The 14,506-nt window shown below is 54.6% G+C and carries 16 protein-coding genes; 11 read left to right on the top strand and 5 right to left on the bottom strand.

From position 1 onward, the window contains the following. The first annotated feature begins 92 nt into the window (after positions 1–92). The 5 genes from ACR3FB_RS18815 to ACR3FB_RS18795 all read left to right on the top strand — a co-directional run bounded on the left by ACR3FB_RS18815 (position 93) and on the right by ACR3FB_RS18795 (position 6,041). The gene (locus tag ACR3FB_RS18815; protein ID WP_480566856.1) at positions 93–1,604 is read left to right on the top strand and encodes a tripartite tricarboxylate transporter permease; all 1,512 of its coding nucleotides are present in this window, start codon (positions 93–95) and stop codon (positions 1,602–1,604) included. Next, positions 1,601–2,071 (top strand): tripartite tricarboxylate transporter TctB family protein, encoded by a 471-nt coding sequence (locus tag ACR3FB_RS18810; RefSeq protein WP_480566683.1) that lies wholly within the window; start codon positions 1,601–1,603, stop codon positions 2,069–2,071. Before ACR3FB_RS18815 ends, ACR3FB_RS18810 begins: the two co-directional genes overlap by 4 nt. A 46-nt stretch (positions 2,072–2,117) precedes the next feature. Then, positions 2,118–3,080: a tripartite tricarboxylate transporter substrate binding protein gene (locus ACR3FB_RS18805; protein WP_480566681.1), complete on the top strand. Its 963-nt coding sequence runs from the start codon at positions 2,118–2,120 to the stop codon at positions 3,078–3,080. A gap of 61 nt (positions 3,081–3,141) precedes the next feature. Beyond that, positions 3,142–4,545 carry an acylating sulfoacetaldehyde dehydrogenase gene (gene sauS, locus ACR3FB_RS18800; RefSeq protein ID WP_480566679.1) on the top strand — a complete coding sequence of 468 codons (1,404 nt, stop codon included), beginning with the start codon at positions 3,142–3,144 and terminating at the stop codon, positions 4,543–4,545. Further along, positions 4,542–6,041 (top strand): AMP-binding protein, encoded by a 1,500-nt coding sequence (locus tag ACR3FB_RS18795; RefSeq protein ID WP_480566677.1) that lies wholly within the window; start codon positions 4,542–4,544, stop codon positions 6,039–6,041. The genes sauS and ACR3FB_RS18795 overlap by 4 nt, the downstream gene beginning before the upstream one ends. A 295-nt stretch (positions 6,042–6,336) precedes the next feature. On the opposite strand, the gene ACR3FB_RS18790 is transcribed toward ACR3FB_RS18795, so the two are convergent. Then, on the bottom strand, positions 6,337–6,891 hold the full coding sequence (locus tag ACR3FB_RS18790; RefSeq protein ID WP_480566675.1) for a hypothetical protein: 555 nt from the start codon (positions 6,889–6,891) through the stop codon (positions 6,337–6,339). Positions 6,892–7,484: 593 nt separating this feature from the next. On the opposite strand from ACR3FB_RS18790, the gene ACR3FB_RS18785 reads away from it, so the two are divergent. Then, positions 7,485–7,730 (top strand): hypothetical protein, encoded by a 246-nt coding sequence (locus tag ACR3FB_RS18785; RefSeq protein ID WP_480566673.1) that lies wholly within the window; start codon positions 7,485–7,487, stop codon positions 7,728–7,730. Positions 7,731–7,782: 52 nt separating this feature from the next. Here the strand turns inward: ACR3FB_RS18785 and ACR3FB_RS18780 are convergent, their stop codons facing one another. The 3 genes from ACR3FB_RS18780 to ACR3FB_RS18770 all read right to left on the bottom strand — a co-directional run bounded on the left by ACR3FB_RS18780 (position 7,783) and on the right by ACR3FB_RS18770 (position 9,436). Continuing rightward, the gene (locus ACR3FB_RS18780; RefSeq protein WP_170662864.1) at positions 7,783–8,034 is read right to left on the bottom strand and encodes a WGR domain-containing protein; all 252 of its coding nucleotides are present in this window, start codon (positions 8,032–8,034) and stop codon (positions 7,783–7,785) included. 332 nt (positions 8,035–8,366) lie between these two features. Further along, positions 8,367–8,648 (bottom strand): HlyU family transcriptional regulator, encoded by a 282-nt coding sequence (locus tag ACR3FB_RS18775; RefSeq protein ID WP_050605642.1) that lies wholly within the window; start codon positions 8,646–8,648, stop codon positions 8,367–8,369. A 344-nt stretch (positions 8,649–8,992) separates the two neighbouring features. Continuing rightward, the gene (locus tag ACR3FB_RS18770; RefSeq protein WP_480566671.1) at positions 8,993–9,436 is read right to left on the bottom strand and encodes a MarR family winged helix-turn-helix transcriptional regulator; all 444 of its coding nucleotides are present in this window, start codon (positions 9,434–9,436) and stop codon (positions 8,993–8,995) included. A gap of 358 nt (positions 9,437–9,794) precedes the next feature. Between ACR3FB_RS18770 and ACR3FB_RS18765 the strand changes: the two genes are divergently transcribed. Continuing rightward, positions 9,795–10,016, top strand: coding sequence for a hexameric tyrosine-coordinated heme protein (locus ACR3FB_RS18765; RefSeq protein ID WP_480566669.1), 222 nt, complete (start codon positions 9,795–9,797; stop codon positions 10,014–10,016). A 63-nt stretch (positions 10,017–10,079) separates the two neighbouring features. On the opposite strand, the gene ACR3FB_RS18760 is transcribed toward ACR3FB_RS18765, so the two are convergent. After that, positions 10,080–11,291 carry a diaminopropionate ammonia-lyase gene (locus tag ACR3FB_RS18760; RefSeq protein ID WP_480566667.1) on the bottom strand — a complete coding sequence of 404 codons (1,212 nt, stop codon included), beginning with the start codon at positions 11,289–11,291 and terminating at the stop codon, positions 10,080–10,082. Here ACR3FB_RS18760 and ACR3FB_RS18755 point away from each other — a divergent pair. The 4 genes from ACR3FB_RS18755 to ACR3FB_RS18740 all read left to right on the top strand — a co-directional run bounded on the left by ACR3FB_RS18755 (position 11,282) and on the right by ACR3FB_RS18740 (position 14,482). After that, positions 11,282–11,848, top strand: coding sequence for an Lrp/AsnC family transcriptional regulator (locus ACR3FB_RS18755; RefSeq protein ID WP_480566665.1), 567 nt, complete (start codon positions 11,282–11,284; stop codon positions 11,846–11,848). The two genes, ACR3FB_RS18760 and ACR3FB_RS18755, sit on opposite strands and share 10 nt — an antisense overlap. Before the next feature lie 164 nt (positions 11,849–12,012). After that, entirely contained in the window at positions 12,013–12,645 is a 633-nt protein-coding gene (locus ACR3FB_RS18750; RefSeq protein WP_480566663.1) for a tyrosine-type recombinase/integrase, read from the top strand. 238 nt (positions 12,646–12,883) lie between these two features. Next, complete coding sequence (locus ACR3FB_RS18745; protein ID WP_480566661.1) at positions 12,884–13,687, top strand: methyltransferase domain-containing protein; 804 nt, start codon at positions 12,884–12,886, stop codon at positions 13,685–13,687. Positions 13,688–13,849: 162 nt separating this feature from the next. Further along, the gene (locus ACR3FB_RS18740; RefSeq protein WP_480566659.1) at positions 13,850–14,482 is read left to right on the top strand and encodes a tyrosine-type recombinase/integrase; all 633 of its coding nucleotides are present in this window, start codon (positions 13,850–13,852) and stop codon (positions 14,480–14,482) included. Positions 14,483–14,506 lie beyond the last annotated feature (24 nt).

Here is a 14,506-nt window from a genome sequence, read left to right as displayed (position 1 = left end):
ACACTTCATCGGCTGAAAAATGAAAACATTTGCAAAACTATTTTCATCTCTTAACCTGTGATGTCAACGTGAGAAAACCATCAGGTGGAACTTTGGAATTCCTTTATTACTTCGGAGATGTCTTCACACCGATCTCTTTTGGCTTGCTGCTTTTGGGAACGATTGGTGGCCTGATTTTGGGGGCAACCCCCGGATTATCACCGACAATGGCAGTGGCCCTTTTAATCCCCTTCACCTTCCACCTGGCGCCCGTTCAGGGACTGATCCTTTTGGGGGCGGCCTATACATCCACAGTGGCAGGTGGGGCGGTCAGCGCCATCCTTCTTAAAATTCCCGGCGCACCTGCCAACATCGCCACGACGTTGGACGGTCACACCATGGCCAAGCAAGGCAAGGGGGCGCAGGCGTTGCAGCTAAGCTTTCTAGCTTCAGCAGTCGGGGGCGTGATTGGTGTTCTGCTGTTGATCTTCCTGACACCCGTTCTGGCGCAGTGGGCGCTGGCATTCGGTCCCAGCCATCTGTTCTGGCTCGCCATCCTTGGCGTCACTGTCATCGGTTCGCTGGACAGCGCTTCGGTGGTTAAGGGCCTTTTGTCCGGTTGCATCGGCCTCTGGCTCGCGACCATCGGATTTGACGACATCATGGGCGCGCAGCGGTTTATCTTTCACCCAGCATTGGGCGGCGGTATCAATATCATTGCGGCTCTCATCGGGTTGTTTGCCATTCCCCAGGTGCTGACCATGTTCGCAAAAGGCCGCAACGCAGCAAATGCCGAATTGATCGAGGTCGAGAAACATTCGATCATGGATGCGGTGCGCGAGCTTCTGCGCCGCCCTCGCGCCCTTAGCATTGGTACCATCACAGGTTCGGTCATTGGGCTTATTCCAGGCGTCGGAGGTCAAATCGCTGGTCTTGTCGCCTATGACCAAACCAAAAAGTTCAGCCCGGAACGCGATAAATTTGGCAAGGGTCACAGTGAAGGTGTGATCGCAGCAGAAAGCGCGAACAACGCCATGGTCGGCCCAAGCCTCGTGCCACTACTGACGCTTTCGATCCCTGGTTCGCCCACAGCAGCAGTGCTGCTGGGTGGTCTGCTGATCCACGGAATTTTTCCCGGCACTGATCTCTTTGACAATCACCCGGATGTGGCGTGGACCTTTATCAACTCGATGCTGATCGGTCAGGTGCTCATGTGCATCTTCGGCCTTTATGTGGCTGGCCTTGCCGCCCGGGTTGCACAAGTGCCGCAAAGCGTCATGGCGGCCGTTGTTCTGGGGCTCGCCGTCTTTGGCAGCTACTCGGTCCAGTCCAGCATGGGTGACGTCTACGTCATGGCCGCGTTGGGCGTTATGATGTACTTCCTTGAACGCTTCGGCTTCTCTGCCGCGCCGCTGGTACTTGGCCTGATCCTTGGCCCGATTGCCGAAGCAAATTTCATCCAAGGGTCAATGATTGCCGGCGCTACAGACGGAATGGCGAGCTATTTCCTGACTGGCACGCTGAACATCGTCCTGATTGCCATCGTGATTGCATCAATTGCTTATTCGGTCTGGATGGAACTTCGCAGCCGTCGCTACATCTCTAAAGAGGAGGTCATGGGATGAGCCAGATCAGCCTTCCACGCATTCAACACATTGTAGCGTCCGGCATTATTGCGGCGGTCGGGATGTGGGTGGCATGGGTAAGCTATACGCAACAGCCTGCCGAAGCCTTCCTGTTTCCGCGTTTGATTTCGACCGTCTTCGTCGTCTTGGCATTGTGGACATTCGTCAAAGCGATCCTTGGTTGGACAAAGGTTGGAGATGGCGTTTCGCGCAAAGATTTCGTGTGGCTTCTGCCAGGCCTGACCATCGCGCTTGTCTACATCTTCTGGGCTGCCAAGGCGTTGGGTTTCTACACAGCGGGTACGATCACGTTCTTTTTGCTCCTCAGCTTCTACGACCCGGCGCCGCATGACGAGGCCAAAACCTGGGTCAAGCGCGTGATCATCACCGCTGGGTTTCTGGCGGTGATGTACGGGCTCTTCGCGCTGCTGCTCAAAGTCTACACACCACGAGAGATATTTTTCTGAAAAAGACCGCGCAAAGCGGCGATCAAAATCCAAGGGAGGATCTAACATGAAACATTTACTGGCAGGCGCTGCATTGGCGCTAATGTCCCTGACCGGTGGCCTGGCCACCGCCGAGGATTACCCGGAACGCCCCATCATGATGATGGTCAGCTATGGTGCTGGCGGGGCCACTGACTTCCAGGCCCGCATTGTCACCATGACGGCAGGCAATGAAGATGCGCTTGGCATGCCCATTGCGATCATCAACAAACCCGGCGCTGGTGGGCGGGTTGGCTGGAACTGGTTTGCAACCCAGGCCGAGGCTGATGGCTATACGCTCGGGGCATACAACATTCCGCATTTCATTGCGCAGTCGATTAAGGGCGGTGTCGAATACTCGGCGGACAGCTTCGAACCGATCGCCAACTGGGGCGCTGACCCTGCGGTATTTGTGGTGGCCAAGGACAGCCCCTTCAACTCCATGGAGGACGTGGTCACCTACGCCAAGGAAAACCCCGGGAAACTGACGTTCTCTGGGGCAGGTCTGTTTGTTGGACACCACATTGCGGCTTTGCAACTTGAGAAGGAAGCAGATGTTAAAATGGCATACATCCCGACCAAAGGCGGCGGTGCGGCAGCAATGAAAGCCGTGATAGCGGGTGACGTCATGGGCGGCGTGAATAATCTATCAGACGCATTCCGTGCGCAGGAAGCGGGCAACGTCAAAATCCTTGGCGTGTTTGATCTGGAACGCAATGAGTTCCTGCCTGACGTTCCGACGTTAAAAGAGCAGGGCTTTGACATCGACAACGCCAGCGTAAACTTCCGCGGTGTCATGGTGCCCAAAGGCACGCCGCCAGAGGTCATCGACAAACTGGCCGCAACCGTGCCCGAGATGTTCAAGAACTCGCGTGTGGCGGGCAAAATGAAAGCAGGCGGTTCGCCCATGCACATCATGACCCGTCAAGAGGTTCAGGAAATGTGGGCTGCGCGTCAGGAAACTCTGAAAGAACTTCTGGCAGGTCTTTAGCGAGTGGCAGAGTACTGGATAGGGCGACACGAGCCCTATCCTCTTCGATAGGAGTTTCGCGATGAATGCACATGATGATATTGCTCAATTGAGCAAGGTTGTGGCTCGAGCGCGCGCCGCTCAGAAAGCTTACGAGACGGGAGCCGACCAAAGGCGCTATGACCGCGCTGCCGAAGCTGCCGCTTGGGCGATTATGGAGCCTTCTCGCAATCGGGCTTTGGCCGAACTTGCGGTCGCGACAACCGGGCTTGGCAACGTGCCCGACAAGATCATCAAGAACCATCGCAAGACACTTGGCTTGATGCGCGACATCAAGGGCGTGAAAACGCACGGGATTATCAGCAACGACGCCTCCACCGGCATCACCGAAATCGCGCGCCCCATCGGGGTGGTGGGCGCTGTGGTGCCCTCGACCAACCCTGCTGCCACGCCTGCCAACAACATCATTAACGCATTGAAATGTGGCAACGCAGTGGTTGTTGCCCCTTCGCCTAAAGGTGTGGCCAGCTGCGAGTTGCTTTTGTCCAACGTTCATGCCGAGTTTGACAAGCTGGGGCTGAATCATGATCTGGTTCAGATGGTCCCAGCACCCGGCTCCAAGGACAAAACTCAGGCCATGATGGAGCTGTGCGACCGGGTGATTTGCACGGGCAGCCAGAACAATGTCCATCGTGCCCAGACCTGCGGTACACCCGCTGTGGCCGTGGGCGCGGGCAACGTTACGGTTATCGTTGACGAGACCGCCGACCTGAAGGCTGCTGCTCAGAAAATTACCGCTTCCAAGACGTTCGACAACGCAACTTCTTGTTCGTCTGAAAACTCGATGATCGTTGTGGACGCGATCTATGAGGGTTTCATTGCGGCGCTCGCCAATGAAGGTGGGGCGCTGGTGGAAGACGAAGCTCAGATTGTTTCGAAGCTTTGGCACGACGGCCATCTGAACCGAGAAGTTATCGCGCAGGATGCCGACAAGATGATTGCGGCGTTAGGTCTGTCTGATCAGGTACCCGAAGACACAAAGTTTCTTGCGGTCGAAACCAAAGGCATCGGCCCGGACTATCCGCTGTCCGGCGAAAAGCTAAGCCGCGTTGCCGCGCTTTACCGCGCGAAGGACTACGAGGAAGCGCGAGCTATCGCGGCGCGCATTCTGGACTATCAAGGGGCAGGACATTCCATCGGCATTCACACCGCAGATGACGTGCGTGCGGTGGCATTGGGTGCCTTGATGCCAACCTGCCGTGTCATCGTCAATCAGGCGCACACTTTCGCAACCGGTGGCTCATTCAACAACGGCATGCCTTTCTCGCTTTCGATGGGTTGCGGCAGTTGGGGGGGCAATGCGATTGATGAGAACCTGCATTGGAAGCACTTCATCCAAACCACCAAGATCGTTCGGGAAATTCCGCCTATCGAACCCACCGTCGAAGACATCTTCGCAGATTACTGGGCGGAAGCAGGGGAATGAAGGTGGATGATCATACGCCGCCAAACGGTACCGTCCGCGACTGGCTAGATGACCGTGCAAGCACCGACTGTGATCTCGACGCCTATTTGTTTTTTGACGGCGAGCCTGCGCTGACCTGGTCGGATTTGCGGCGCAAAGCAAAACAACTTGCGCGACAATTGACGGCGTTGGGATTGAATAAAGGGACGAGCGTCGCAATACTGCAGCCAAACGGTCGCAAAGCAATCGAATGCCTTTACGGAGTGCTTTACGGCGGGTTCCGTGCGACGGTGATCAACCTCGTCGCGGGGGACGAGGCTATAGGATATGCGCTGGATCACTGCGAAGCGCGCATTGCACTTGTCGGCGAGGCCCAGGTCAATTTGTTCGAAAGGGTGAGCCCGACGAGAATGTCTCGGCTCACAGAAGCCGGTGACAACAAAGCCCCGGTATTGCACCGGCTTGAGCCTGCAGACGACGCACTGCTCATGTACACATCGGGGACAACCGGACGCCCCAAAGGTGTCGTGCACAGCCACGCGAGCTTGTTGGCAGGCGGTTGGACGCCAACCGTGGCCCACAGGTTGACGCCAAGCGATCGCGGTCTCTGCGTATTGCCAATTTACCACATCAACGGCTTGTGCGTAACGGTCATAAGCGCATTGGTCTCTGGCGGATCATTGGCGGTGGCCGAGAAGTTTTCAACTAGCAAGTTTTGGGACCAGTGCGAAGAGGCGAAGGCGACATGGTTCTCTGTCGTACCGACAATCATCTCGCACCTGCTCCACTCTGACCTAACCCCGGCGTCCAACACCCGGGATCGGTTACGCTTCGGCCGTTCAGCGTCATCCCCGCTTGCACCCGATGTGCAAACAGCATTCGAAGCCCGTTTCGAAGTGCCGATTGTTGAAACCATGGGCCTGACCGAAACCGCCGCCCAGATACTATCGAACCCATTGCCGCCGGGCATTCGCAAAATTGGCTCACCGGGCAAGGCGTTTGGCAATGAGGCATGCATCCTGTCGCCTGATCTGACTCCTCTACCACCTCATCTGCAAGGCGAGATCGCTGTGCGTGGACCAAACGTCATGCGCGAGTATCTCAAGAACCCCGACGCAACCGCCGAAACCTTCACCTCGGACGGGTGGCTTCGAACAGGTGACTTGGGCCATTTCGACAACGACGGTTATTTCTTTGTCACCGGTCGACTGAAGGAACTGATTATCAAGGGCGGGGAAAACATTGCCCCTCGTGAAATCGACGAAGCACTGTATTCGCATCCTGACGTAATTGAAGCCGCTGCTTTTGCTCGCCCGTGCAAAACTTATGGTGAGCGTGTGGAGGCGGCCGTTAAATTGTGTGATGGCTCCACGTTGTCGTCCGAACAACTTGTCGAGATTTGTGTCCAAAGGCTCGGCGTGTTTAAATCTCCAGACACGGTTTATTTACTGGAAGAATTGCCGAAAGGCCCATCCGGTAAGATCCAAAGGATTAAACTGCCTGAGATGACGCGGTGAGGGTTAGATTCTCTACAAAATTAAACACCGAGTAGAACGAGTTGTGATGAGGCACGCACAACTCATTTCAACCTGCCGCCGTTCGGGACTATAAGGGCGGTCTGCGAAAGTTAGCTGACATTCGGACAGACAATGCGAATATTGGCTTCGTCCGCGTTTTTCCAGTTCGCTCGAGCCGCAGCGAACGCCAGGATTGGGGAATCTGGTTGCAACCGCCCGCTTCTGTTTCCCCACTCATTTGTCACTCCCGGTCAAAAAAGATCACCGCGGGGCGCCGGCGTTTTTGAATGCCGTATCAAAGGTCAAGATCAACGCCCGCTCCTTTATAGGATGACAGTAGAGCACCAAACTCCTCTGCCGCCTGAATGCCTTCCGAATGATCGTAATGACGCGCCACGGTTGCCTGCGACCTGTGACCGAGCAGCGCGGCGGCGGCACTGCCTGTTGCAGTCATGGTTTCGCTGGCCTGCGTCGCCACGTTGTCGCGCAGCCGATGAATCGATATGCGGGTTCCGAAGGCCTTTTCGGTCATATTGCCGGTCAATCGACCGATCTGTTTTTCACTAACTGCGGTGTTCCGGGATTTGATAGATGGAAACACCGCGCAACCGTCATCGAAGATCGGGCGAAACAACTGACGATACTCCTGCAGAGCTTCCGCCAAACGCGGATTACGCAGGCTGCGTTCATACGGGGCACCCTGTTTTCGATCTTCCGGCAGTTTCAGCATAGACGCCGGAATGCGGATGCAGACGGTCTCGGCATCTTGAAGGCAAAGACTGCTGCCGAAGGAAAGGCACGACAAAGCCCGGGCCCGCTGCGGCAAGGCGGTTCCGATGGCCAGGATCAACCCGTTTCGGAACTGCCGCGCGGCATCCAATCCCCGCATCTGGGAGGACCGGGCGTCTACGCCACCGGCCGCTTGACAGATCCCCAACCTGAGGCGAGCGATCCGCCATATGCCACACGTAATAACCTACTCGGACTGTACATCGACGAGCGCCTCAACGGCTGGGTCGCAAACATCACCTTCAAGCATGTACCTCCAGGAATGCCCAACTGCGTCGGAACACCAGAGCGCACGCCGTTTCCTGACAGACGCACTGCCTTCCTGGCCGGCGCCGCGCTTGTTTGCGAAATCGCCACCGGCTCCCGCGAGCTGCCATTCCTTATTGTCGGTGACCGATTAGTCTACACGGCATACCGAGCATAACGTGTACGAAGTCTGGGGTGTTCCCGGTATCTAGCCGGGTCCACCTCGCCATCCATGCAGATCACGTGCCGGCTGGAGCGGGATTTGCATGGGGGTAAAGTCGCATCGCACTTTCTCGCTTCGAACAGAACGTCAAGCGCCGATCTTCGCAGGTTCCCCTCAAGCTAAGCTCCACAATTGACCCCGGAATTCCGATCGTGCCTACTGTGCGGATTGAGGAGAACTGATGCATGCAAGAACCCGTAGTTCGTGAACTGCTGGGCCGGATGCTGGCCCATCATTTGCTCATTGAACGTTTGATTTACCGCCTTCGAGAAGTCGATGCTTTCCAATCCATGGGACTGGAATCTGACTTGAGAAAGATCGAAGCAGATATTGAAGCTTACAATTTGCCAGAGGGAATTTCTGAAGCCTGTCAGGACGAGCTGGAAAATCTTGGTGATCATGTCCAGTCTGGCCGGGTGGCCAAAGAATAGATCGCTCAACCGGGTTGAGAGAGGAAAGATCTACGATCACTGGTGGGTGATACTAACCACCTACGGGCACATACCCTCGACGGAGCTTTTGTGTCTCAAGTTTTCGGAGCGCTTCACTAGCCTGGGCTTCGTCATCATACGTCACCCTCATAGCTTGACCGGTTGTGCCAATACGCCCCCAGGTCCGAAGGACAGACACTTCCCCAAACAGCGTCGGTTGCAGTTCAATCCCATAGAACCGCGCCATGTTGAGGTCAGGGTCGACGTGGATCAGGTGGACAGGTATGGCTGCGTTCAGCTCCATGCCATCACTATCCTTTGCTACAGAGCTTCTGTCCAATGACTTTGAGAGATGAATTCTTCAAAAAGGATTCAGAACCTGAATGCGCCTTGATGTCGACTTTACCTACCCGCCGCACATTCACTTCTGAAAATTTCGATAAATACATTCGATTGGATACGTAAAACTCGCCGGCCGAGCGTCCCATTTGATTTACCGATGCGGCCATCGGCAAACTGTCCGATCCTCAGGATCGGATCCAAACCGTTTTGTCAGACTTGCACGCTTGGACCAAGTCAGGGGTGGCGCGCAAGAAGCCTCTCATGGCATCCACCGATCGCCCAACGGATATCAACTTACTGGATTCCGGAGCTGAAGAGGCGTTCGCCCTGTTCGTCAATTACCTGCTTCGCCTTGGCGATACTGAAGCTTTCGGCCTGATCCCGGCTTTCAAACACATCCGCCCGAACCACCGAATGGGTCTTACGATCTCCGTCGATGGTCTTTTCGATACGGGCCAGCAAACGGTATTTGCCGCCCTCGGGCATCAGGTCAGGGAAAATCTCGAACCCTTTGTACAAGACTGGCTCCGGTTCAGACTCTTCGCCGCCACCGAAGAGTTTGGAGAAGAGGGACATGGGGCGCCTCCTTTCAATGTTGCTCGGACCGGAGATTAACGCCGCCAAGAACTGGGGTGAAGCGGGTCGTGAGATTAGATCACCGTCCGTCGACCCGAAAGTGCGCTCCGCGCATGAACTGAAGGTCCCGATCCACGGCGAAAGCTCGGTCCTCCGCACCACTCTCCCTTGTACGGAACGGCCCAAACCGGACATTCATCGGGTCACGCGCCGCCGCATTGCAGCTTCACCGAACCGGACCTTCGCTGCGTTAGCAAAGTTCGGCAGAGATCGAACACGCAATCTGCGGGACGAAGCTGAGATCTATCTGACTTATTCGAATGTTTGCTATTCCACCACCATCTTCAGTTGTTTGATATCTTCTTGCACAAGGCAATAAGATCGTCTGCTTGCTTCTGCGTCAAACCTGTGCGAGCGAAGACAGTCTTGGTCGCGTCGCAGCTTTGGCCCAGAAGGGCAAGCCCCGTTTCGGTGATCTTGACTGACTTTTGGCGTTCGCTGCCATCGTCCATATTCCGCGTGATCAGCGCCTTTTCTTCCAGCTTGCGCAACAATGGCGTCATCGTGGCTTTTGCAACGCCGAGCCGCGTGGCCAGCTGAGTGATCGAAATGCCGTCGTCTTCAGACAAAGCCATTAGCGTCGTATATTGTGCATAAGTCAGGCCGTGTTTGGCCAGAAGCGGCCGGTAGAGATCATTGATTTTGTTTGAGGCAGCGTGAACGGCAAAACAAAGCTGCAAATCAAGTGTTAGATCGTCGGGAATCTCATACTTGTAATCATCTGGCAAAGCTGGAGTTCCCTTGATTGCTTGTGATCGGTGGTCGTGAATCAAAATAGCACTTGATCTTCTTAAAGCAAATAGTTAGTTCTCGAATTATACATAATCTAACCTAAGTGAAGGTAACGATGATTAAGACCTGTAAACTCACCATAGGATTGGCAGCCACCCCGCTGACCGCACAGGCTGACAAATCTGAGTGCAATTCCGCCAAAGATGACTTCCAGGTGTTTGACGACCCCATACTTGCAGCACGCTCCGCTATCTATGCCCACGGTGTGGGTGTGCGTTTGGCGGAAAAACGAACCGAAAACCTCGGGAGTCCGACCGTGCGGGTACCCGCAATCAACACAAAAAGGAGAACCCTATGTCCTGGTTACCTACGCTGAAAACCGACACCCCAGAAGAGGGCTATGCACTTGCGATCAAGCTGTCACGCATGGCGGTAAAGGTTACCCAACCTGACGATGAAGCACGAGGCCGTATGCGCCCGGATTACGCGAACAATGCTGACAGCCTGACGATGGTATCGCATGTGGTGGCCACAAATTTTCAGACGGTTGCGAAGGCCAATAATTTCTGGAGCTGAATAACTCGTGAATTCACAGATCGATAGCTCGCAGACTTGTGTTGCGCTCGACAAATCAAGCGATCAATCTTGATCCGCCATAATTGCCTGGAACAGGTTTGGGTCAGTGACGCCTTCGGAGCCAATAATCAACACCCGACTCTCTGTCTCTAGTTTCAACTCATCTCGTAGTGAGGGGCTTGTTGCGCCGCAGACTAAACCAATCAAGCCAGCCACGGCACTCTCACCGACTTCAATTCCGCAGTCCCCACTTTGGCCATTTGCCAGCATTCGCACAGCCGGAGCGACCAAAGTTTCGGGTATTGTCATGAAGCCATGAACGGAATTTTCTAGGATTTTCCAAGCGATCTGAGAAGGTTCGCCGCATGATAACCCTGCCATTAGCGTCTCCTCTTCAATTTTGACAGATGTTGGCGCCCCCGCCTTGGCACTGGCAAACAGACATGGTGCCAGCTCGGGCTCAACGACGATACTGCGCGGTGCCGCCTTGCCCCATTCTTGATGAAAAGCTGCAGTCACCGACGCTGCAAGGCCGCCAACGCCTCCTTGAAGGAATACATGCGTTGGCGGTTTCGGTAGTTTTCGCACGATCTCTCGCGCCATCACTCCATATCCTGCCATCACGTCCAGAGGGGGCAGATAATACCCTGGCCAGGACGTATCGGACACAATCATCCAGCCGAATTCCTCTGCATCAACCCGCGTTTGCGCGACTGTCGCGTCATAGTCTCCGTTGATCCGGATGACCTCTGCCCCCAATTTTTGCATCGCATCGGCCCGAAACGCACTCACTTCTGCATGGATGTAGATTCGACATTTCGCACCAAACTTTTGTGCACCCCAAGCAACAGATCGTCCGTGATTGCCATCGGTCGCAGATATGATGGTCATTGCAGATATCTGAGACGCAAAGTGCCCATTCCTGATCTCTTCGACACTGATCTTGCGCCCTTCAGCATCAGACAATTCGCGCTGAATGCAGCGCAGCACTGCATAGGCTCCGCCCAAGGCCTTGAAGCTACCTAGTCCGAACCGAGGGCCTTCATCTTTGTAATAGACGGCCTTGAGGCCCAGAATGTCCGCGAGCCGGGCTAGGTCCAAGAAAGGTGTTGGTTTGTATCCCTCCCAGGCGGTGATTTCGGCCTCTGCCTCGTCAAAACCTGTTCGCGAAAGTGTTTCCATGACTTCAGACTGAAACCTTGGCTCAACGGCTACAAAGTCGGCTTTTGCGGTTTCATATTGCTGGAACATCGGAAGTCCTTTCTGTGCTTTCACGCAAAAATACCTCACATGGATCGCAAAAGGACCTCTATTGTCTGGCAATCTGCGGTGAATTTTTGCACATTCAAGCAATGGCACGAGAATATTCATTATTAGGACTGGACGCCTTTGATCTGGCGATTCTTAAACTTTTGCAGCAAGATTGCACGCTGCCTCAACGCCAGATCGGCGAGACCGTAAATCTCTCTACTGCTTCTGTGCAACGGCGGATCAGGAAGATGGAATCCAACGGGATCATTTTAGCTCAAACCGCCCAGATCGACCCAAAGGCTGTCGGGCTGCCACTAACCATAGTCGTGGAGGTTGAACTACGGGCAGAAACCTCAGGCCGAATTGATGAAATAAAGCGCAGCTTCCAAGAAGCGCCCGAAATCCAGCAGTGTTACTATGTCACCGGAGAAGTAGATTTCATTTTGATCGTGATCGTCGGAGATATGTCCGAGTATGAAGACCTGACTCAGCGTCTCTTCTTTCCGAATGACAACATCCGAAAGTTTCGAACTTTTGTTGCTATGGATCGCACCAAATCTGGCATGCGCGTTAACATCTGAGGTCATGCAACCGAAACATTGGTTTCGGACATTTATGCAATCCGCAGCATCGAGCAACTTGGGCTATATGCCGACTTGAGCGTAAGCGCAGCATCTTGTGGTAGAGTGCTTGGTCAACGTCGGGTTGTCGTTCTGGGAGGGCATGGCGGATCGGAGGATCAGTCATGGAAACACCAAACTTACCAGCCATTCGCGCGCTTCGACCCGCTTGGAACAAAGGACGGATTGTCGGCCAGAAGCGACCACTGAAACCTAAGCACGTCTGGGCGATCCGTGTCCGCCTTGAGTTGGCAGAGAACCATCGCGACCTGGCGCTCTTCAACATGGCCATCGACAGCAAACTTCGCGGCTGCGATCTTGTGAGGATGAAAGTCGTCGACGTCATGGCCTCGGGCCAAGTCAAAGAACGGGCATCGGTGTTACAAAGTAAGACACAGAAACCTGTACGCTTTGAGATTTCCGAAGGAACACGCGCCTCAGTCGAGAAATGGATGGAAGACGAGCTCGTGGTCGGCTCCGAGTACCTTTGGCCTTGCCGCTTCCACGAGCGCTTACATATCTCGACACGCCAATATGCGCGGATCGTCCGTGACTGGGTCACATCAATCGGATTGGAGGCGAGTGCGTATGGCACCCATTCGATGAGGCGAACCAAGGTGACGCAGATCTACAAGAAGACAGGCAACTTGCGGGCGGTTCAGCTTCTGCTTGGACACACCAAGATGGATAGTACAGTGCGGTACCTAGGCGTCGAGCTCGAAGACGCGCTAGCAATCGCCGAGGCCATCGAAATCTAGCAACTTCGGGTCGCCTTCAAGGGCGGCCCATACCGGACCTTCACCCCACAGTCTCCATGCTGCGGCGCGGCCCGTCGAACCTGCCGTTCGCTGCGAGCGCAAAACCAAAGGCTGCCTGAACTCGCGAAACGCAGACAAAGCCACTGTCAGATCAACTTGCCCACATGTCTGCTTTTTTGATTTCGAGGCGGAGTAAGCTTAGCGTGTTGATGTGTGATTTGTTTCGAGGAGCAAAGCTTTGTCTGATCCATATTCTAATTTGGGAGCGCAGGATCCTGCGATCCAGGAACGGATTGCAGCAGCGATGGAAGCCCGCTGTCTTGAGCCTGCACAGGTAGCAATCCGCAGAGCATATCTGAATGATTTAGAGCTCCCGAGCAATGCAATTGCGTTGGAATTGGGGTCTGGTACCGGCCATGTGACTAAAGACCTATTGGACCTTGCTGGCGCATCAACTGCGCATGGGCTCGAACCCTCGCCGATTATGGTGGAACGGGCCAAAAAGAGCTTTGGCGATGATACGCGTCTCAATTTCGAAATCGGCGACGCCAAGAACACAGGTTTTGAAGACGCATCATTCGACCTTGTTTTGATGCATACCTTGCTTTGCCATGTGCCTGACCCCGAAGACGTAGTTCAGGAAGCATTCCGCATCCTAAAGCCGGGCGGTGTGTTGGCAGTCTGCGACGGCGACTACGACACCGCGACGGCACAGATAGCAAATTTTGACCCGCTCGATCAGCTCATCCGTTTCATGATTAATCAAAACGTCACCAATCTTTGGATTATGCGACAAATCTCCGGCATGCTTGCTAAGACTGGTTTTCAACTTGGAGCGTGCAGAGGGCATGGATACGTCGCCGAAGGAGAGGCGACATATTTCCTGACCGTTATTGACCGAGGTGCGGATCGCATGGTCGAAGAGCGCTTACTGTTCCCTGAAACAGCAGAGGCACTGAAGACAGAGGCAAGACGTCGGGTGATCGAAAAGACCTTCTTCGGCTTTATGTCTTATGTGAGCCAGATTGCGACGAAGCCTTAGGAAACTAAGCAATCTGGTAGTCCGGACCTTCGTTCGGCGCGCAGCATCGGTCATTCTGGGCTCCTTCCGGAACCAAGAGGCAGAGCAGCATGTTGTGTTAAAGTGTTCGCGTCAACGTCTGGTTGTCGTTATGGGAGGGCATGGCGGATCGGAGGATCAGTCATGGAAACACCAAACCTACCTGCCATTCGCGCGCTCCGCCCCGCTTGGAACAAGGGACGGATCATCGGCCAGAAGCGACCATTGAAACCAAAGCACGTCTGGGCAATCCGAGTGCGACTTGAATTGGCTCAGAACCATCGAGACCTAGCGCTGTTCAACATGGCGATCGACAGTAAGTTGCGCGGCTGCGACCTGGTGAAGATGAAGGTCATCGATGTCATGGCATCCGGTCAAATCAAGGAACGGGCTTCGGTCCTTCAGAGCAAGACTCAAAAACCTGTGCGCTTTGAGATATCCGAAGGCACACGAGCCTCTATTGAGAAGTGGATGGAAGACGAACTGATGGTCGGTTCCGAGTACCTTTGGCCGGGCCGATTTCATGAACGCATGCACATCTCGACACGCCAATACGCACGGATTGTCCGCGGTTGGGTCACGTCGATCGGTCTAGAGGCAAGCGCCTACGGCACCCATTCAATGAGGAGAACCAAGGTTACTCAGATTTACAAGAAGACCGGAAACCTTCGAGCTGTTCAGCTTCTCCTTGGCCACACCAAGATGGACAGCACCGTGCGATATCTAGGTGTGGAACTTGAGGATGCCCTAGCGATCGCCGAAGCCATTGAAATCTAAGTTGATGGGCCGTCCGAGAGGGCG

The sequence above is a fragment of the Ruegeria sp. AO1 genome, from assembly GCF_056535985.1.
Note: the sequence above shows the minus strand (reverse complement) of the source record. Positions and strands in the feature narration are given on the sequence as shown.

Coding starts and splice junctions, on each gene's coding strand:
- ACR3FB_RS18810 (WP_480566683.1), top strand. CDS start 1,601: ATGAGCCAGATCAGCCTTCCACGCATTCAACACATTGTAGCGTCCGGC.
- ACR3FB_RS18805 (WP_480566681.1), top strand. CDS start 2,118: ATGAAACATTTACTGGCAGGCGCTGCATTGGCGCTAATGTCCCTGACC.
- sauS (WP_480566679.1), top strand. CDS start 3,142: ATGAATGCACATGATGATATTGCTCAATTGAGCAAGGTTGTGGCTCGA.
- ACR3FB_RS18795 (WP_480566677.1), top strand. CDS start 4,542: ATGAAGGTGGATGATCATACGCCGCCAAACGGTACCGTCCGCGACTGG.
- ACR3FB_RS18785 (WP_480566673.1), top strand. CDS start 7,485: ATGCAAGAACCCGTAGTTCGTGAACTGCTGGGCCGGATGCTGGCCCAT.
- ACR3FB_RS18780 (WP_170662864.1), bottom strand. CDS start 8,034: ATGGAGCTGAACGCAGCCATACCTGTCCACCTGATCCACGTCGACCCT.
- ACR3FB_RS18775 (WP_050605642.1), bottom strand. CDS start 8,648: ATGTCCCTCTTCTCCAAACTCTTCGGTGGCGGCGAAGAGTCTGAACCG.
- ACR3FB_RS18765 (WP_480566669.1), top strand. CDS start 9,795: ATGTCCTGGTTACCTACGCTGAAAACCGACACCCCAGAAGAGGGCTAT.
- ACR3FB_RS18750 (WP_480566663.1), top strand. CDS start 12,013: ATGGAAACACCAAACTTACCAGCCATTCGCGCGCTTCGACCCGCTTGG.
- ACR3FB_RS18740 (WP_480566659.1), top strand. CDS start 13,850: ATGGAAACACCAAACCTACCTGCCATTCGCGCGCTCCGCCCCGCTTGG.